Source organism: Mycobacterium sp. NPDC004974 (genome assembly GCF_053600815.1).
Genome location: NZ_JBSGAQ010000005.1, coordinates 350849 through 369532, shown reverse-complemented (window position 1 = coordinate 369532; position 18684 = coordinate 350849). Strand labels below are relative to the sequence as shown.

Sequence of the window (18684 nt, the reverse complement as noted above, 5' to 3'; positions counted from 1 at the left end):
GTCTGAACTGCGAAGGCTTGCCGTCAGCTGATCCGGTAGTGCGCGGGGTCCGGTTCGGACAGCATGCGGGTGAGGGTGGCCCGGTCGAACGGCCACAGATCGATGGTCCCCGCGTCGGTGAAGTACCACGAATTGCACCCGGTGTTCCACACCGTCGGGCCGAGTCCGTCGGCGACCGCGGCGTTGAATTCGCCGGTGGCGTGCTCGGTGACCTCGACCTCGGAGAGTTCCGCGTTTTCAAACCGCCTGAGCCAGCTCACGATGTAGCCGGCGGTGAGCTCGGCCGAGTACTGCAGCGGGATCGACCCGGTCGGCGAGTTCGGCCCCAGCACGGTGAACAGGTTCGGAAAGCCGGGGATCGCCGTCATGCGGTATGCCCGTGGACCTTTGACCCAGGCATCGTCGAGCGTGATGCCGTCACGGCCGACGATGTTCATGGGGCGCATGTAGTTGTGCGCCTGAAATCCGGTGGCCAGCACCACGACATCCACATCGTGGTGCGTGCCGTCGGCGGTGCGGATGCCGGTGGCGGTGAACTCCTGGATGGGATCGTCGATCAGGGTGGCGTTGGGTCGCTTGATCGCACGGTAGTACGAGCCCGAGACCACCTGCCGCTTGCACAGCGGCTCATAGTCCGGCGTGAGCTTCGCGCGGAGCGCGCGATCGCGGACCTGGGCGGCCAGACTCCACCGCGCATAGGACTGCACCAACTTGCGTCGCCACGACGGCGTGGTGACGACGTCGGCGAGGATTCCGGACCCCCACTGCAGTCGTCGGTAGAGGAAGTCATGCCACCCTGGCCGCCGGCGCAACACCTTGGCGAGGATCGATGACTGCCGCAGCGACATCGGTGCCCACAGGATCCACTGCGGTGATCTCGCAAAGTGCAACAGAGTGCGGGCTTTCGGCTGGAGGGCCGAAACCACTTGGACACCGGTCGATCCCGTTCCGATCACGGCGATGCGCCTGCCGTCGGTCATCAGCTCCGGATCCCACCGTGCGGTGTGCACGATCTGTCCTGCGAAAGTGTCCATGCCCGGGATCTCGGGGATCGACGGGTGATGCAGCACGCCGGTGGCGCAGATGACGAAATCGGCTGTCAGGGTGTCACCGTCGCCTGTTGTGAGCGTCCACGACGTGGTGGTGCTGTCGTAACGGGCTTCGGTGACTTCGGTCTCGCACCGCAGATGGGCGTCGAGTCCGAATCGTTCCATGACGTCGCGATGGTAGCGCTGGATGTCCTCACCGCTGGCCCAGATGTGGCTCCAGTCCGGTTTGGGCGCGAACGAGAACTGGTAGATCTGCGACGGCACATCGCAGGTGAGTCCCGGGTAGCGGTTCCAGTGCCAGACCCCGCCGACGTCCGAACCCTTCTCCAGGATCGTGAAATTCGTGAATCCTGCCTGTTTGAGCGTGTACGCGGTGGCGATGCCTGCCATCCCCGCGCCGATGACGACGATGCGGACCCCGCGGCTCATCGGGCCTCCTCACTGACTGCGAGCGCACGCCGGACCGTGGCCGGTGCGGTGCGTATCGATGCCTCGAATGCCGACTCCCGTCGGCCCCGCCGCATGAAGTGTGAACCGAGGCCCTCGAGATCGGCAGCGTCGGGCCGGATGACGACGACCTGCGTGCCGCGCGCCCGCACTGCTGCCACCTCGCGGTCCAGCCCGATCGACATCGGCCGGCGCAGCAGCCGGTGCTCCAGTATTCCGCCGAATCCTGGTGCGCGCGTGCCTGGTTCGGAGGTCATGGGGGTGATCACGTAGATGGTGTCGGCATCGTCGGAGGTGATGAGATCGACCGACGCGGTCGATGCGGCGCCGCCGTCGACGAATTGCCTGCCGCCGATCGTGACCGGTGGCATCCAGCCCGGCACCGCCCAGGATGCGCGAAGTGCTTCGCCTAGTGTGGCCGCCGGCGCGCCGGGCGCCCCGAACACGACACGCTCGCCGCGCTGGTAGTCGAAGGCGACCATCCGGACACCGGGATGTGCCACCCACCCCGAGGAGACGGAGAATCCGTCGGCGAGACGCTGTAACCAGCCGGCATTGCCCCGGCCGACGGGCGCGATGCCGGTGGCGGCAGCGAGACCCCTTTGGCTGCCGAGCAATTTCGGGTTGAGCGGCCGGGGGATCGGAATCGGCGGGATGCCGGCCGGGGTGTCGGCGATGTGGCGGCGCAGGCGCTCATCGGTTGAGGCGCCGCGCTGCATCGCGACGAGATCGCTCACCCTGGCGCCGCCGCCGAGCATCGTGACGAGCTCGGCGCCCGCCGAAGTGCCCTGCAGCACCGCGGCGTCGCGCGGATCCCACCCGGTTTCTTCGGCCAGGGCGTGCAGTGCGGCGACGATCCAGGCGCCGCCGATCGTGCCGCCGCAGCCGATCACCAGTGCCGTTGTCATGACGTGGCCTCGGAATCGGGCTGCCCGGCATGAGCTTTCGATTGGCGGTCGATACGTTGCAGGTACGTGGACCGGCCCTGTTCGTCAAGGGCGGTCAGGGCACGGCGGTCATCGATCCTGTTTCGCACCGCGCGCTGGATCGCCTCCGGCACCAGGGCGTCGACAAGGGCCCACCCGGGGGCGACCCAACCCGGGACCGAGGTGCGGGCGGCCCGGGTGCGCAGGGTTTTGAGGATCGCCTCTGCGACGTCGTCGGGATCCACGGTGGGAAGGCCGTTTCCGAGCTGCACACCGGAGGCGAGCTCGGTGCGGACCGCCGACGGCAGCACTGCCGACACGGAGACCCCGGTGCCGGCGTACTCGCGCCGTGCCGCCAGCGAGGCGCCCAGCGCGGCGAACTTGCTGGCGTTGTACGTCACCATGCCCGGGATCGGGATCATGCCCGCCATCGACGCCACGTTGACGACGTGACCGTGACCGCGGGCCACCATCGACGGGACGACCGCGCGCATGCCGTTCAGGACACCGCGCACGTTGACGTCGAGGATCAGGTCAGTGGTCGCCTCGGATTCGGCGTCGAACGCGCCGAGCGGCATGACCCCGGCGTTGTTGACCAGGATGTCGATGCCGCCTGATTCGCGGACCGCATCCGAGACGAATCGATCCCACGACGACCGCTGCGTGACATCGAGGTAGGCCGCCCGGCAGCGGGGGATACCGGCTGCGGTCGTCGCGGCCACATCGGCATCGACATCGCCGATCCATACGGTGGCGCCACCGGCGGAGAACAGCTCCGCCGTCTTGGCTCCGATGCCCCGCGCCCCGCCGGTGACGATGACCATCGCCCCGTCCACCGACGCCTTCTTCTGTGAAAACCGCACGTCATGCCTCCCCTGAGTCGTCTCACGACCGTTCGCATACTCACGGTATCTGAATACTTTGAGTTAATTCAATACCCAAAGTCCGCTTCGATCTATCATCAGCGAATGCCGCGGCTGACCAGGGCTCAACGCCAGGAACAGACGCGAGCCGAACTCTTGGAGGCCGCCAAACAGCGCTTCCTGGCCCACGGCTATGCCGCCACCAGCCTCGAAGACATCGCCGACGACGCGGGCTTCTCGAAGGGGGCCGTGTACTCCAACTTCGGCAGCAAGCCCAACCTGTGCCGCGATGTTCTCGAGCTGATCCATCGTGAGAAGTTCGCCGAGATGGCCGAACTCGCGATGTCCGACGCCGAGCTGGACAGTCGCGTGAGCGCTTTGAGCGCCTGGCTGGAGCGGACCGCGGGCGATGTCGGCTGGACCATGCTCGAACTCGAATTCGCGGTGCTGTCGCGGAACAACCCCGAGCTGGGCGAGATGATCACGGCATTGCGCAATGAGGCCGCGCAGATGGTGATCGACGTTCTGCAGTCGATGTCGGCCGAACTCGGGCTCAGCGAAGCGCAATTGGCGAACAATGACGTCGCGGCGAGCCTGGAGGATCTCGGCAATCTGCTGCTCAGTGCCGGGATCGGCCTCGGCATCCAGCGGGCCATCGACCCGTCGGTTCCGGCACGGCCATTCACCGACGCGTTCGGCCACCTGGTGAAACTGCTTGGCGCCCTGGGATCGCCGAAGTAACCCGAAGGAGTTTGGATGGTATTACCGGCCACCGCACTGTCGACCCGACGCCCGAGTCGCAGATCCCGCGCGTGTTATGGCATCGCACGCCGAACCCTTCTCACACAGGTACGTAGATCGGTTGCCTACCAAGGAGATCGATCCGTCGAGGATCGCCTCGCCACGATCGGTCGTCGCATCAACGCGCTCGCGCGGCTCCAGCGCCTTCGCCCGCGGCGGGGGTTGCGGGTCAGCCGGATCACGCTCGGTCATGTCACGATCGAGACCATCCGGACAGCCGAGTCGGCTCACCGCCCGCTTTCTGACGGCGCCATCCTCTACCTGCACGGCGGGGGGTTCTTTCTCGGCGGTTTCGACACACACTCGCACGTCGTGGTCGCGCTTGCCCGCCGGACACAGCTTCCCGTGGTGCACGTCGAGTACCGACAGCACCCCGAGGTGACCCTCGACGAGTCCGTCGCAGACTGCCTGCGCGCCTACCGTTGGCTGTTGGACCAGGGGGCCGACCCCGCCAACACCGTGGTGGCAGGTGACTCCGCGGGCGGATTCCTGGCATTCGCAACCGTTCTCGCCGCCCAGGCGCAGGGGGTCGGTGCGCCGGCCGGCGTCGTCGGTGTCAGCCCGCTGCTCGAACTCGACGGTGAACGCCGCTCGGGCCATCCCAACTTCGCCGCGGACCGGATGGGGATCGGGCTTGCCCTGCCGATGATCGTCGAATGCGTCGGCCCCAAGAGTTCGAACGGTCACGCCTTGTCACCGGTCAACGGGGAACTCGCCGATTTTCCGCCGAGCCTGATCATCGCGGCGGAATCGGAAGCGCTGCGATGCGATGCCGAACGCATGCACGAGGTGCTGACCGATGCCGGCCGGGAGTGCACTCTCAAGGTCTGGCCCGGTCAGTTACACGCGTTCCCGGCGTTTCTTCCGTTTCTGCCGGAGAGCCGTGAGGCCCGCGACTGCATCGTGGAGTTCGTTCAGGACTGTTTGGGCACCAGTAGCCGTAGCGCACCCGGCACCGCGGACACCGTGACCGGCAACGGGAGTGCGAAGTCTCCATCGGCGTAGGCGTTGATGCCCGGGCATTCGACATGGACCGACTTGGCGCGCCTGGTGGTCACCTCGGCGAGGTCGACATGGGTGCCCTTGAAAACCGTGGGGAACAGGCGGATCAGCCTGGTGCGGGATGCCGACGTGATCATCGTGACGTCGAGCAGGCCGTCCGAATGGTCGGCGCCGGGGCAGATCAGCATGCCGCCGCCATAGCTGCGGGTGTTGCCGAATGCCGCCAGGGTGAGGTCGGTGCGAATCTCCGGGCCATCGTCGAACGTCAGCCGGAACGGCAGCAGCCGTAGCTTCGAGATCTCCGCGAGCATCGCGACGTTGTAGCGCATGCGGCCGTGCGGCCAGCGCATCCGGTTGGTCCGGTCGCTGACCAGAGAATCGAACCCGGCGGCCATCACGGTGCCGAACCACTTGACCGCGCCGGAGGTGTCTTCGATGCGGCCGAGGTCGACGGTCTCGGTATGGCCGTCGGCGACGATGTCGGCGGCGGCCTCGGGATCGCCTGTCGGCAAATGGTATTCGCGGGCATGGTCATTGCCGGTCCCGGCGGGGACGATGCCCAGCGGAACATCACCGGTGGCCAGCGCCTGCAGGGCCAGTGAGATCACCCCGTCGCCGCCGACCACGATGAGGGCGTCGGTGCCGCGGTCGAGCGCGTCGTCGACCAGACGGCGGGCGTGCGCGGCGTCGGTTCCGACGATCGCGCACACGTCGATACCGCGCCGCTGGAGATGTGCGACCGCCCGCTCGGCCGCATGCGGCGCGTTGCCATGCCCCGACATGGGATTGGTCAGGACCGTGACCTGATTCACGGAATCAGCTTGCCCGGGTTGAGGATTCCGGCCGGATCCAGCGTGGCTTTGACGGCGCGCAGCACCTCGACACCGAGGTCGCCGATCTCGTCCCGCATCCAGGGACGGTGATCCGCGCCGACCGCATGGTGGTGGGTGATGGTGCCGCCGCCCTGCACCATCGCGTCGGAGGCCGCGGTCTTGGCGGCTTGCCACTGCTCGATCGGATTGCCGCGCTGGGCGGCGACGACCGTGAAGTACAACGAGGCGCCGGTGGGGTACCCATGCGAAATGTGACACATCACCAGGGCGGGCGTGCCGGATTCGGCGAGCGCGGTGGTCAGCGCCCCGGTGACCGCGGCCTTCAGCGCGGTCAGGTTGGACCACGTGGTGGCGGTTTCCAGCGTTTCGCACAGCGCGCCGGCGGCCAGCAGGGAATCGCGCAGATACGGCGCGTTGAATCGGCCGTGCTCCCACGCCCGGGCCGGGGCGTCACCCAGCGAGGTGGCACCGTGGGCCTGCAGGACGGCGCGGGTCTCCTCATGGCGGCTCTCGGTGTGCGCGGCGGTGCCCTCGAACAGCGTGATGGCCAGGCAGCCGCCGGTGATGCTCTGCTCGCCAATGCTTTCCGTGGTGGCCAGGTTCACCCCGGTCTCGGCCTCGTCGGACAGCCGGATCACCGTCGGGCCCGTGCCGGTCTGGGTGACGGCCCGCAGTGCCTCGGCTCCGGTGGCGAAATCCGGGAAGGACCAGGCCTCGTAGCGCGTGGTCTCAGGTACCGGATGCACTCGAACCCGGACCCGGGTGATGACGCCGAACACGCCTTCCGAGCCCAGGAGCAGTTGCCGCAGATCGGGTCCGGCGGCCGAGGCCGGAGCGCGACCGAGGTCCAGCGTGCCCGCCGGGGTGACGGCGCGCAGGCCGCGCACCATGTCGTCGAAGCGGCCGTATCCGGCCGAATCCTGCCCGGAGGACCGGGTGGCGGCGAACCCGCCGATCGTGGCGAACTGGAAGCTCTGCGGAAAGTGGCCCAGCGAGAAGCCGTGCGCCCCGAGCAACGCCTCGGCCTGCGGTCCGGTGACGCCCGCGCCGAGCTCGGCCTCGCCGGTCACGGGGTCGATGCTGTGCAGGGCATCGAACCGGCGCAGGTCCAGAGTGACGATCGCGGAGAAATCGCCGCGAAGCGGATCCAGGCCGCCCACGACGCTGGTTCCGCCGCCGAACGGGACGACGGCGATGCGATGCTCGGCACAGTGGGCCAGGATCGCGGCGACCTCGTCGTCCGAGCCCGGGAGCAAGACCGCGTCGGGCGCATCCTGGATTCCGGAATCGTTGCGGCGCAACAGGTCCAGCGTCGACTTCCCGCCGGCGTGCAGCAGTCGCGACATCGTGTCGGTACTGCAGTTTTGTGCACCGACGATCGCGGCGAGGGCGTCGCGGTCGGCGTCGGACAGGGCGGACGGCCGCAACTGCACCTGGTCGGGTGTCGGTTCCGCCGCGGGTGCGGCCTCGACGCCCAGGGCCTGCTGGAGCAGGGACCGGATTCCGTCGGAAAGTGGCTTGGCTGCCTGCGGGTCGCCCCAGGCATTCCACTTCATCGGAGGCAGAAACTGTTCAGCCGGCTGAGTCATGCGTTACAGTATTACATATGATGTCAATCAGTAACGAGAGATCGCTGAGCGACCAGATCTTGGAGGCCGCCGCCAGCTGCGTGCTGGCCTTCGGTGTCGACCGGGTGACACTGGCCGAGATCGCCCGGCGGGCCGGGGTCAGCCGCCCGACCGTGTACCGCCGATTCCCGGACACGCAGTCGATCCTGGCCGCGCTGCTCACGGCGCGGATCGTGGGTGTGCTGGACGAAACCGGCAGCCAGGGGCCCGGGCGTGCAGCGCTGGTGACCCGCATGGTGACGGTGGCCGCACGGCTGCGCCACGACGAGGTGATCATGGCGGTCCTGCACTCCGCGCCGGAGGTGGCGATGGTCTACATCGCCGAGCGGCTGGGCACCAGCCAGCAGATCCTGATCGACGCACTGGCCGGCGAGCTCAAGCTCGCGCAGGAGGTAAGTCAGAAGAACGACCGCGTCCGGTCCGGGGACCCCCGCCAGCTGGCCACCATGTGCCTGCTGATCACCCAGTCCGCGATCCAATCCGCCCAGATGGTCGAGCCGATTCTCGACGCCGACGCTCTGGCCGCCGAACTGTCCCACGCATTGAACGGATACCTAGCCTCGTGACCGGACCGACCGCGCTCAATCGCGCCAGGCGCACAACCGAATTGGCCGCCCTGGCCGATGGGGAACAGATCGATGTGATCGTCATCGGCGCCGGTATCACCGGTGTGGGCATCGCGCTGGATGCCGTCACCCGTGGCCTGCAGGTGGCACTGGTGGAGAAACACGATCTCGCCTTCGGCACCAGCCGGTGGAGTTCGAAACTGGTGCACGGCGGTCTGCGCTATCTGGCCACCGGCAACGTCGGGATCGCCCGCCGCAGCGCGATCGAACGCGGAATCCTGATGACCCGCAACGCACCTCACCTCGTCAAGGCCATGCCGCAGCTGGTACCGCTGCTGCCGTCGATGGGGCGCACGTCGCGAGCGTTGGTGCGCACCGGATTCGTGGCCGGCGACGGCCTGCGCAGGCTGGCGGGAACCAGTGCGTCGATCCTGCCGCGCTCCAGTCGGGTGGACGCACGTCGTGCGGTCGAGTTGGCCCCGACGGTGCGCACCGAGGGCCTCGACGGGGCCTACCTGGCCTACGACGGCCAGCTCATCGACGACGCCCGACTGGTCGCCGCCGTTGCCCGCACCGCCGCACAGCACGGGGCCCGCATCCTGACCCGTGTCTCCGCGAGCGCGGCCGACGCCACCTCGGTGCGCCTGACCGACGAACTCACCGGGCAATCCTTCGACGCGAACGCCCGGGTGGTCATCAACGCGGCGGGGGTGTGGGCCGGCGATCTCGATCCCGCGATCAAGCTGCGTCCCAGCCGCGGCACGCATCTGGTGTTCGACGCCGCGGCGTTCGGCAATCCCACCGCGGCACTGACCATTCCGATACCGGGGGAGCTGAACCGGTTCGTCTTCGCGATGCCCGAACAGCTCGGCAGGGTCTACCTCGGGTTGACCGACGAGGACGCTCCGGGGCCGATTCCCGATGTACCCCAGCCGACTCCGGGTGAGATCGCCTTCCTGCTCGACACTGTCAACACGGCGCTGGCCACCGACCTGACCACCTCGGACGTGCGCGGCGCCTATGCCGGTCTGCGGCCGCTGATCGACACCGGCGAAGGCAACACGGCCGACGTGTCCCGCGAGCACGCGGTCGTTGAGTCGGCGAACGGAGTGTTCAGCATCATCGGCGGCAAGCTCACCGAATACCGGTACATGGCCCAGGACGTGCTGGACCGGGCGCTCGCCTTGCGCGGGCTGTCCGTCGCCGACTGCCGCACGGCCAACCTGCCGCTCGTCGGCGCTCCGGCCAATCCGGTGTCCACGTTGCGATCTGAGCATCCGCTGCCGTCCTCGCTGGTGGCCCGGTACGGGGCCGAGGCGCCGAATGTGATCGCTCGGTCGCGGTGCGCTCGTCCCACCGACCCGGTGGCCGACGGAATCGACGTCATCCGCGCCGAGTTCGAGTACGCGGTCACCCACGAAGGCGCTCTGTGCGTCGACGACATTCTCGATCGCCGTACGCGCATCGGGCTCGTGAGCGGCGACCGCGAGCTCGCGGCTGAGGCTGCCGCCGAGATGATCGCCGAATTCGGGGAAGTCGAGTAGCCCACGAGGTTGGCGGGAAGGGCCCCTGCACGATGGCGATGCGGCTCACCGGTTGACGCCGGTCCACCTGGCCAACGATCTGGCAGGGGTCGGCTGAATCCCGGCGGGACTACAGTCGGGTCGTGGCGGCGATGACCAAGGCGCCTGTGCTGATCGTCGGAGCCGGGGTGGCGGGGCTCGCGAGTGCGGCCCTGCTGGCCCAGCACGGGGTCGAATCGGTGCTGGTGGAAAAGCGGCGCGAGGTGTTCATTTACCCGAAGGCGCGCAACCTGACCTTCCGCACATGCGAGATCCTGCGCGGTCTGGGGCTGGGAGACCAAGTGCACGCGGTGGCCGACGGCGCGTCGAGTGTGGTACTCAAACCGACCCTGAACAGCGCCTCGGCGGAGCCCGCGATGGATGTCGAGGCGATCTTCGCCGGGTTCGCCGGTCTCAGCCCGGAACCGGTGGTCCAGTACTGCCCGCAGAGCCGCCTGGAACCCATCCTGCTAGGGGATATCCGCCGACGCGGGAGCCAGGTCCGTTACGGCACCACCCTGGTGAGTTTCACCGAGGAAGCCGACGGTGTCACCGCCGAGTTGGCCTCGGACGACGGGACCGAGACATTGCGTGCCGACTATCTGATCGCCGCCGACGGTGTGCACAGCCCGATCCGTACCACGGTCGGCATCGGCACCTCGGGCCATGGCGCATTGCCGATCTTCGTGGTCTTCATCTACTTCAGGGCCCAGTGGCGGTCATTCGTCCCCGATCTCGGCGATGGCGATGCGATACAGGTGCGCAACTCCGAAGTCGACGGCATCTTCGTGGTCATCGATGCTGACCGCGGCATGTTCATCACCACCTACCTGCCTGACCGCGGCGAATCGGCTGACCAATTCACCCCGGACTATTGCCGTGAGGTGCTCACCGCGGCGATCGGTGAATCGATCGACCTGGAGATCATCGAAGTGGCACCGTGGCAGCCATACGAACAGGTTGCCGACCAATTGCGCAGCGGACGAACGTTTCTGGTCGGCGACGCCGCGCACACCATGCCGCCGTTCAAAGCCGGCGGGGCGAACATCGCCATCCAGAGTGCGCACAACCTGGCCTGGAAATTGGCGGCCGTACGGACCGGCGCCGCCGGATCGGGGTTGCTCGACACCTATCACGACGAGCGGCATCCGATCGGCCGATTCGCCGCCCGCCAATCTCTGATCGGGCCGCCACTGGCCCTGCTCAAGCTCGCCGATGCCGCGCCCGGATTGCTGACCGGCGAAGAGGCGCCGATCTTCGACATGATCCTGGGATACCAATACCACTCGGCGGCAGTCGTTTCCGATGGCGAGCCAACCGGTACGGTGAGTTTCGTCGAGGACCTGCGCGGCCAACCCGGAACCCGGATGCCGCACATCTGGCAGTCCCGTGACGGAAAACCGGTGTCCACTCTCGATCTGATCGACCATGGATTCGCGTTGTTCACCGCGGGGGATCCGCTGGCATGGACTGCTGCGGCATCAGCGGCAGCGGGAACGTCCGGTACGACGCCGGCGGTGCATCCGCTGAACGACGGGGGAGTGGCGCAAACCGGCCTCAGCCCGGGCGGCACGCTCCTGGTCCGTCCCGACGATTTCGTCGGGTGGCGCACCGAGAAGCTACCCGCTGATCCGGAAACTGCACTGCGTCAAGCGCTTTCGTCGATACTCGATCGGTGATGTGGCGGTCCGTCACCCGGCCAGTGCGGCGTCCCGAACCGCTGAACTGGTGTGGCGCTGCCACAATGCCTGCGCACCTACCAGCAGTGTCGGTTCGAGTTCGGCTACCACCACCCGGCCGTCCATGGCCTCACCCGCCGCAGTGGTTACGAACGCGACGGCGCCCGTCGTCAGCGGGGTGGCGACGGTGGCCGAACCCTGGACCCGGCTCACCACATAGTCGGGTTCGAAACCGGCTCGTCGGCACGCGCCCATCAGGAAATCGCTGTAGTAGGAAGCGCCCGGGGGAGCCCACAGCGCAATCCGCTCTCCGGCGAGTTCGTGAATGTCCACGACCGGCTGGGCGGCCAGCCGGTGTTCGCGAGGAACAGCCAGTCGCACCCGGTCGTACCCCACGACGGCCGTGGCCAATTCATTGGTCGGGACTACCCCGCGGCGCAGACCGAGGTGAACCGTGCCGTCGAGCACCGCACCGATGAGCTGATCGGGGTACAGCTGGCGGAAGATGAAGGAGGTCTCGGGGAATGCGATGATGGCCGGTTCGAGCCGGGTATAGACCTCAGTTCCGCTGAGGGCCGGGGTGTGGCCGATGACGAAGACCTCGGCGGCGCCACCGGCGGTCTGTTCCACCCGTTCGGCCACGGTGTGCGCCGCGGCCAGCAGGGGTCTACCTTCGGTCAGCAGTAACTCACCGGCGCGGGTGAGTGCCAGCCGACGGCCTTCGCGGCGGAACAAGGTGGCGTTGAGCTCCTTCTCCAATTGCTGCATGGAACTGCTGAGGGCTTGCTGGCTAATGTGCAACGCGGAAGCGGCGGCCGTGATGCTGCCCGCTTCGCCGATCGCAATGAATTGACGTAAACGTCGTAAATCAGGGGCATTCGTTGACACTCGCCAAGTCTATCCACAACCAAATCTTGTGAATATCTCGATAACTTGCGTTATCCATCTGTCGATCACGGAACTAGGCTGCCAGCTGTGAGCAAACTAGAAGGTAGATCGGCGATTGTTGCTGCCGGCGCGAAGAACCTTGGTGGCCTGATCAGCGCGACGTTGGCTTCGAGGGGTGTCAACGTAGCGGTTCACTACAACAGTGCCGCCACCGAGTCCGACGCCGACAAGACGGTCGCCGCGGCCCAGGCCGCCGGGGTGAAGGCCATCAAAGTGCAAGGCGACCTGACGGTTCCGGCCAACGTCGAAAAGCTCTTCGACACGGCCATCGACGCATTCGGAAGCGTTGACATCGCGATCAACACCGTCGGCAAGGTGCTGCGCAAGCCGTTCATGGAAACCACTGAGGCCGAATATGATTCGATGTTCGACGTCAACGCCAAGGCGGCGTACTTTTTTCTGCAGCAGGCGGGGAAGCGGCTCAACGACAACGGGTCGGTGGTCACCATTGTGACCGCACTACTGGCGGCCTACACCGACGGGTACTCGACCTACGCGGGCTCCAAGAGTCCCGTCGAGCACTTCACCCGGGCCGCGTCGAAGGAATTCGGGGTGCGCGGCATCAACGTCAACAACGTCGCCCCCGGTCCGATGGACACGCCGTTCTTCTATCCGCAGGAGACCCCGGAGCGGGTCGAGTTCCACAAGTCGCAGGCAATGGGCAACCGGCTGACCGAGATCACCGACATCGCCCCGCTGGTGGTGTTCCTCACCGACGAGGGGCACTGGATCAACGGGCAGACCATCTTCGCCAACGGCGGCTACACCACGCGGTAGACGGGCTCAGAACGCCGAATGGCCAGTTACTGCACAGCTTTTCGTTGAAAGTGTGCAATAACTGGCCACTCGAGCCTGCTGAAGAATTACAGCGGGATGTTCTTGTGACGACCGCGCCGGTGCGGGGCCTCGGCAAGCGCCTGCGTCAGCTTGCTACGAGTGTGAGCCGGGTCGATCTTCTCGTCGACCACGCCGATCTCGATCGCGGAATCCACACCGCCGGCGATGCGCTCGTGCTCGATCGCCAGCTCCTCGTGCAGCGCCTCACGCTCGTGATCCGGAGCGGCGGCCAGCTTGCGCTTGTGCAGGATGCCCACGGCGGCCTTGGCGCCCATGACGGCGACCTCGGCGTCCGGCCAGGCGAACACCTTGGTGGCGTTGAGCGAACGGGAGTTCATCGCGATGTAGGCGCCGCCGTAGATCTTGCGGGTCACCAGCGTCACGCGGGGGACCGAGGACTCACCGAAGGCGTGCAGCAGCTTGGCGCCGCGGCGCACCACACCGCCCCACTCCTGGTCTACGCCGGGCAGATAGCCCGGGACGTCGACGACGACGACCAGCGGGATACCGAACGCGTCGCACAGCCGCACGAAACGTGCCGACTTCTCGGCGCTTTCGGAGTTCAGGCAGCCGCCGAGCCGCAACGGGTTGTTGGCGATCACGCCGACCGACCGGCCGGCCAGCCGACCGAGACCGACGACGATCGACGGGGCCCACTTGGCCTGGAATTCCTCGAACGGCACGCCCTCGTCGAGCAGCGCCTCGATGATCGGGTGCACGTCGTAGGCGCGGCGGGCCGACTCCGGCATCAGCGCCGTCAGGTCGGTGTCGCCAGCCTCGGCCTTGTTCCGGTCGAAATGGCCCTGCTGGCTGAACAATCCGACCAGGCGACGGCCGCGCTCGTAGGCGTCGAGCTCGTCGTCGGCGACGATGTGGCACACGCCGGACTTCTTGTGGTGAGCGTCGGGGCCGCCGAGCGACACCATGTCGACATCCTCACCGGTGACACTGCGCACCACGTCCGGACCGGTGACGAACACCTTGCTGTCCGGGGCCATGATGATGACGTCGGTCAGGGCGGGGCCGTAAGCCGCACCGCCGGCGGCGAATCCGACGACCACCGAAATCTGCGGGATGTACCCCGACGCCCGGATCATCGCCTCGAAGACCAAGCCGACCGCGTGCAGCGCCTTGACGCCCTCGGCCAGCCGGGCACCACCCGAGTGCCAGATCCCCACGATGGGGCTCTGCTCCTCGATCGCGGTGTCGTAGGCATTGACGATGTGGGCACAGCCCTCGATGCCCATGGCGCCGCCCATCACGGTGCCGTCGGTGCAGAACGCCACCGTACGAACGCCGTTGACGGTGCCGGCCGCGGCCAGCACACCGGAGCGGTCCCGCTCGTGCAGCAGCTCGACACTGCCGTCATCGAAGAAGGTCTGCAGGCGCAGCAGCGGGTCGCGTGGGTCGAGCGATTCAGCAGCAGTTTCGGGGGCCATGATCGTCATAAAGGTCTCCTTTGATGGAAAGCGCTGGGTCTCAGTACTTCCCGAAGGCGAGCGCGACGTTGTGCCCACCGAATCCGAACGAATTGTTGATGGCGTACTTGAAGTCGCCCTGTCGCGGCTCACCGGCCACCACGTCCAGATCGATCTCCGGATCAAGGTTGCGCAGGTTGAGCGTCGGGGGAATGACGCCGTCTCGCAGCGCCATAACGGTCAGGATGGACTCCACTGCGCCGACCGCACCGACCGAATGGCCGAGCGCGGACTTGGGCGCGTAGACGGCGGGCACATGGCCGCGCATCGCGTTGTTGATGGCTTTCCCCTCGGCCACATCGCCGACGCTGGTGCCCGTGGCATGCGCGTTGATGTGATCGATGTCTGTGGGCTGCAGACCCGCCAGCTGAATGGCGCGGGTCATGGCGTAACCGGCCTGCTCACCATTGGGGTCCGGCGCAACGATGTGGTAGCCGTCAGAGGTGATGCTCGCGCCCATGAGGCGGCCCAGGATGTTCGCTCCGCGAGCCTTGGCGTGCTCCTCGGTCTCGATCACCATGAGTGCGGCGCCCTCACCGAACACAAACCCGTTGCGGTCCTTGTCGAACGGCTTGCAGGCACCCGGCGGATCGTCGTTGCTGTTGGACAGGACGATGCGCATCTGGGCGAAGCCGGCGATCGGCACCGCTTCGATCTTTGTCTCGACGCCACCACAGATGGCGATGTCGGCTTCGCCGAGAACGATATTGCGCCACGCGTTGGCGATGGCCTCGGAACCGGACGCACATGCCGAGATCAGGGTGCTGACCCCGGCCTTGGCCTTGCGTTCGAGCCCGACCGCCGCCGCCGCCCCGTTCGGCATGTACATCTGAACAACGAGCGGCGACACGGCGCGCAGCCCCTTGTTCCGCATGGCGTCGTAGGCGAACAGGAGTTCCTCGGAGGAACCCATGCCGGTGCCGATGGACACCATGAGTCGTCGGGTATCGACCTCCGGCGAGCCAGCGTTGGCCCAGACCCGGCGGCCGATCACCGTCGACATCTTCTGCAAATATGACAACCGGCGCAGTTCAACCCGCGTCAGTTCGTGATCGAAGTCCTCTAGGAGGTGCCCGCCGATGCGAACCGGCAGGTCGTACTGCTCGACGAACGAATCAGTGAGTAACCGGATCCCGCTCTGACCGTCGAGCAGCTTCTTCCAGGTGTTCTCAGCATCGGTTGCCAGCGCCGTTGACATGGCTACGCCGGTGACAACCACATTGGGAAGACCGTTCCCAGTGGACAATCCCGCCATATTTGCTGTGTTCTTCCTTCCGTGCTTTCCCTCGGTGTGGGTGCCTTCCGGGGTTACCTATCGGGTTTCTACCCGTTGTCAGTACTTCCCGAACGCCAGAGCCACATTGTGGCCACCGAATCCGAACGAGTTGTTGATGGCGTACTTGTAGTCGCCATAACGAGGCTCGCCCGCAACCACATCGAGATCGATCTCAGGATCCGGCGTTTCGTAGTTAAGCGTCGGGGGGATGACCCCGTCGCGCAACGCGAGCACCGTCAACACCGACTCCAGCGCACCGACTGCGCCGATCGAGTGACCCAGCGCCGACTTCGGCGCGTAGACCGCGGCGTTCTGGCATCCGGCAACGCGGATGGCATTGGCCTCGGCGGTGTCGCCGATCGGGGTGGCCGTGCCGTGGGCATTGATGTGGTCGATGTCCTTGGCTTCCAGACCCGCGGTTTCCATCGCCCGCTTCATCGCGGCACCGGCACGGTGACCGTTGTCCGCCGGAGCGACCATATGGAATGCGTCCGAGGTGATACCGGCACCCATGATGCGGGCCAGCGGCTTGGCGCCACGGGCCAGGGCATGCTCCTCGGTCTCGATGATCATCATCGCGCCGGCCTCGCCGAACACGAATCCGTCACGGTCCTTGTCGAACGGCCGCGACGCACCCTGGGGGTCGTCGTTGCGGGTCGACATGGCGCGCATCATCGAGAACGCCGCGATCGGCAGCGCCTCGATACCGCCTTCGACGCCTCCGACGACGGCGAAGTCAGCGTCACCCATCACGATCTGACGCCAGCCGTGGGCGATGGCCTCAGATCCCGACGAACACGCCGACACCGGCGTGATGACCCCGGCGCGGGCGCCGAGCTCAAGTCCGGCGACCGCGGCCGCACCGTTGGGCATGATCATCTGAACGGCGAGCGGGCTGACCTTGCGGATCCCGCCCTCGTTCATCGCGTCGTAGGTCTCGACGATCTTCTCGCCACCGCCGAGGCCCGTGCCGATCACGACGGCGAACCGATCGGGATCGACCTCGGGCGCACCGGCGGTCTTCCACAGCCGTCGGGCGAGCACCAGTGACATGCGCTGCACGTAGGAATTACGGCGCAGCTCGATGCGCGTCAAGTGACTGTCGATGTCATCGACCAGGTGGCCACCGATACGCACCGGAAGGTCCCACTTGGTGACGAAGTCGTCGGTCAACTCACGGATGCCGCTTTCTCCGGCCAGGAGGCCCTTCCACGTGCTCTCGATGTCAGCAGCGAGCGCCGTGGTGGCCTCCACGGCAGTCACCACGACGTTCGGGAAGCCTCCGTTAGCAGTGGAAGGTCTGGTCATTCCGAGCCAAACTTCTCGCGCAGGGCGGCGGCAGCCTCGGGGTTCTCTTCTTCGAGCTTCTGGATGTAGGAGACGACGTCACCCACGGTGCGCAGGCCGGCGAGATCCTCGTCGGGGATCTTCACGCCGTACTTGTCCTCGGTCTGCACGGCGATCTCGACCATCGACAGCGAGTCGATGTCCAGGTCGTCGACGAACGACTTCTCCGGGGTCACCTCAGACGGCTCGATGCCGGTGACCTCTTCGATGATCTCGGCGAGACCGGCGATGATTTCTTCTTGACTGGCGGCCACAATGGCTCCTTCTTGTTGTTGACAGCGCCCTCCGGGTGCGGAGGACATCTCGGGACGTTCGTTTGTTACTGCGATATTCAGTTGTCGCTCGACCTAGAGCTCGTTCAAGCCATCCAGGTCTGCGGGAGCCTTGACCGCGCGGGTCGGGGTGCCCTTCAGTTCACGCTTGGCGATACCCACCAGGGTGCCCGCCGGCGGGAACTCGACGATCCCGGCGCGCTCGGCACCGGAGAAACGGTCCCGCATGGTGGCGGTGCACAGGTCCCAGCGCACCGGCTTGGTCAGCTGGGACACCAGCTTCTCCATCGCATCGGCTGCCGAGGCGACCGGCTGGCCGTCGGCATTCGACAGAAGTGTCGCGGTCGGCTCGGAGGTTGTTACAGACGCGGCGGCGGCGGCGTAGCCATCCAGCGCGGAAGCCATGTAATGGGTGTGGAACGCGCCTGCGGTCGCCAGCTGACGGACGCGGGCCTTGGCCGGCGGATCCTCGGCGAGCTTCTCCAACGCCGCGATCGCGCCGGCGGCCACGATCTGGCCGGCGGCGTTGCGGTTGGCAGGGACCAGGTCGAGCGACTCCAGCCGGGCCAGCACCTCGGCCTCGTCGCCACCGAGCACCGCCGACATGCCGGTCGGCTCGACGGCGCAGGCCTTGGCCATCTCGGCGCCCCGGGTGGCGGCCAGCTTGACCGCATCATCGGCGGAGATGACGCCGGCAATGGCGTAGGCGGCGATCTCGCCGACCGAATGGCCCGCGACGATGGTCTCGGCGGTCTCGGGAACGCCGCGTTTGGTCAGTTCCTCGTAGGCCAGCAGGGTGGCGGCCACCACCAGCGGCTGCGTCACCGCGGTGTCAGTGATCTCCTCGGCGGTGGCGGTGGTTCCCAGACGCGCCAGATCCAGGCCACTGATCTGCGACCACGTGGCGAGGCGATCGGCCGCACCGGGCAGCTCCAGCCAAGGGGAGAGCATGCCGGGCGTCTGCGATCCCTGTCCGGGAGCAAGCAATGCGAGCACGGGTTGAGGCACGTCATTAAGAGAACACTGTGAAGACGGTTTTGTGGGGTGTAAGAGATTATGAACCTTGTCTTATGTTTTTGTAGGTTCCCCACAAAAGTGCATGTGATGCGACATTGCCTTCACCGCAGCGAAATCTGTCACAGCCTCTCGGATGTCCGGTGAGCCCGGTTC

At 66.7% G+C, this 18684-nt stretch carries 17 protein-coding genes; 6 read left to right on the top strand and 11 right to left on the bottom strand.

The features are described from left to right. Window positions 1-23: 23 nt before the first annotated feature. From ACWEFV_RS15140 to ACWEFV_RS15130, 3 genes are read right to left on the bottom strand one after another with little or no spacing between them, the layout of a single operon-like run. Window positions 24-1478 carry a flavin-containing monooxygenase gene (locus ACWEFV_RS15140; RefSeq protein WP_450070722.1) on the bottom strand — a complete coding sequence of 485 codons (1455 nt, stop codon included), beginning with the start codon at window positions 1476-1478 and terminating at the stop codon, window positions 24-26. Next, entirely contained in the window at window positions 1475-2404 is a 930-nt protein-coding gene (locus tag ACWEFV_RS15135) for a patatin-like phospholipase family protein (RefSeq protein WP_450070721.1), read from the bottom strand. The genes ACWEFV_RS15140 and ACWEFV_RS15135 overlap by 4 nt, the downstream gene beginning before the upstream one ends. Continuing rightward, complete coding sequence (locus tag ACWEFV_RS15130) at window positions 2401-3285, bottom strand: SDR family oxidoreductase (protein ID WP_450070720.1); 885 nt, start codon at window positions 3283-3285, stop codon at window positions 2401-2403. The genes ACWEFV_RS15135 and ACWEFV_RS15130 overlap by 4 nt, the downstream gene beginning before the upstream one ends. Window positions 3286-3390: 105 nt before the next feature. Between ACWEFV_RS15130 and ACWEFV_RS15125 the strand changes: the two genes are divergently transcribed. Next, window positions 3391-4026 carry a TetR/AcrR family transcriptional regulator gene (locus ACWEFV_RS15125; RefSeq protein ID WP_450070719.1) on the top strand — a complete coding sequence of 212 codons (636 nt, stop codon included), beginning with the start codon at window positions 3391-3393 and terminating at the stop codon, window positions 4024-4026. Between the two features lie 15 nt (window positions 4027-4041). Beyond that, window positions 4042-5091, top strand: a complete 1050-nt coding sequence (locus ACWEFV_RS15120; protein ID WP_450070718.1) for an alpha/beta hydrolase — start codon at window positions 4042-4044, stop codon at window positions 5089-5091. On the opposite strand, the gene ACWEFV_RS15115 is transcribed toward ACWEFV_RS15120, so the two are convergent. Then, window positions 5001-5900: a diacylglycerol kinase gene (locus tag ACWEFV_RS15115; protein WP_450070717.1), complete on the bottom strand. Its 900-nt coding sequence runs from the start codon at window positions 5898-5900 to the stop codon at window positions 5001-5003. The genes ACWEFV_RS15120 and ACWEFV_RS15115 overlap by 91 nt on opposite strands. Then, entirely contained in the window at window positions 5897-7477 is a 1581-nt protein-coding gene (locus ACWEFV_RS15110) for an FAD-binding oxidoreductase (protein ID WP_450070797.1), read from the bottom strand. Before ACWEFV_RS15110 ends, ACWEFV_RS15115 begins: the two co-directional genes overlap by 4 nt. 50 nt (window positions 7478-7527) lie before the next feature. Between ACWEFV_RS15110 and ACWEFV_RS15105 the strand changes: the two genes are divergently transcribed. The 3 genes from ACWEFV_RS15105 (at window position 7528) to ACWEFV_RS15095 (ending at window position 11356) form a co-directional block, all read left to right on the top strand. After that, window positions 7528-8115 carry a TetR/AcrR family transcriptional regulator gene (locus tag ACWEFV_RS15105; RefSeq protein ID WP_135455924.1) on the top strand — a complete coding sequence of 196 codons (588 nt, stop codon included), beginning with the start codon at window positions 7528-7530 and terminating at the stop codon, window positions 8113-8115. Next, window positions 8112-9659, top strand: a complete 1548-nt coding sequence (locus tag ACWEFV_RS15100; protein WP_450070716.1) for a glycerol-3-phosphate dehydrogenase/oxidase — start codon at window positions 8112-8114, stop codon at window positions 9657-9659. Before ACWEFV_RS15105 ends, ACWEFV_RS15100 begins: the two co-directional genes overlap by 4 nt. Window positions 9660-9790: 131 nt before the next feature. Further along, entirely contained in the window at window positions 9791-11356 is a 1566-nt protein-coding gene (locus tag ACWEFV_RS15095; protein WP_450070796.1) for an FAD-dependent monooxygenase, read from the top strand. A 12-nt stretch (window positions 11357-11368) separates the two neighbouring features. Here ACWEFV_RS15095 and ACWEFV_RS15090 read toward each other — a convergent pair whose 3' ends face one another. Then, on the bottom strand, window positions 11369-12244 hold the full coding sequence (locus tag ACWEFV_RS15090; protein ID WP_450070715.1) for a LysR family transcriptional regulator: 876 nt from the start codon (window positions 12242-12244) through the stop codon (window positions 11369-11371). An 87-nt stretch (window positions 12245-12331) separates the two neighbouring features. On the opposite strand from ACWEFV_RS15090, the gene ACWEFV_RS15085 reads away from it, so the two are divergent. Continuing rightward, complete coding sequence (locus tag ACWEFV_RS15085; RefSeq protein WP_450070714.1) at window positions 12332-13081, top strand: SDR family oxidoreductase; 750 nt, start codon at window positions 12332-12334, stop codon at window positions 13079-13081. Window positions 13082-13167: 86 nt separating this feature from the next. Here ACWEFV_RS15085 and ACWEFV_RS15080 read toward each other — a convergent pair whose 3' ends face one another. From ACWEFV_RS15080 to ACWEFV_RS15060, 5 genes are all read right to left on the bottom strand, one after another. Continuing rightward, complete coding sequence (locus ACWEFV_RS15080) at window positions 13168-14589, bottom strand: acyl-CoA carboxylase subunit beta (RefSeq protein WP_135455916.1); 1422 nt, start codon at window positions 14587-14589, stop codon at window positions 13168-13170. Between the two features lie 31 nt (window positions 14590-14620). After that, on the bottom strand, window positions 14621-15874 hold the full coding sequence (gene kasB, locus ACWEFV_RS15075; RefSeq protein WP_135455914.1) for a 3-oxoacyl-ACP synthase KasB: 1254 nt from the start codon (window positions 15872-15874) through the stop codon (window positions 14621-14623). A gap of 78 nt (window positions 15875-15952) precedes the next feature. Then, complete coding sequence (gene kasA / locus ACWEFV_RS15070) at window positions 15953-17203, bottom strand: 3-oxoacyl-ACP synthase KasA (protein ID WP_135455912.1); 1251 nt, start codon at window positions 17201-17203, stop codon at window positions 15953-15955. Continuing rightward, window positions 17200-17496, bottom strand: a complete 297-nt coding sequence (acpM, locus tag ACWEFV_RS15065) for a meromycolate extension acyl carrier protein AcpM (protein ID WP_003884427.1) — start codon at window positions 17494-17496, stop codon at window positions 17200-17202. Before acpM ends, kasA begins: the two co-directional genes overlap by 4 nt. 93 nt (window positions 17497-17589) lie before the next feature. After that, window positions 17590-18510 (bottom strand): ACP S-malonyltransferase, encoded by a 921-nt coding sequence (locus ACWEFV_RS15060; RefSeq protein ID WP_135460127.1) that lies wholly within the window; start codon window positions 18508-18510, stop codon window positions 17590-17592. Window positions 18511-18684: the final 174 nt, after the last annotated feature.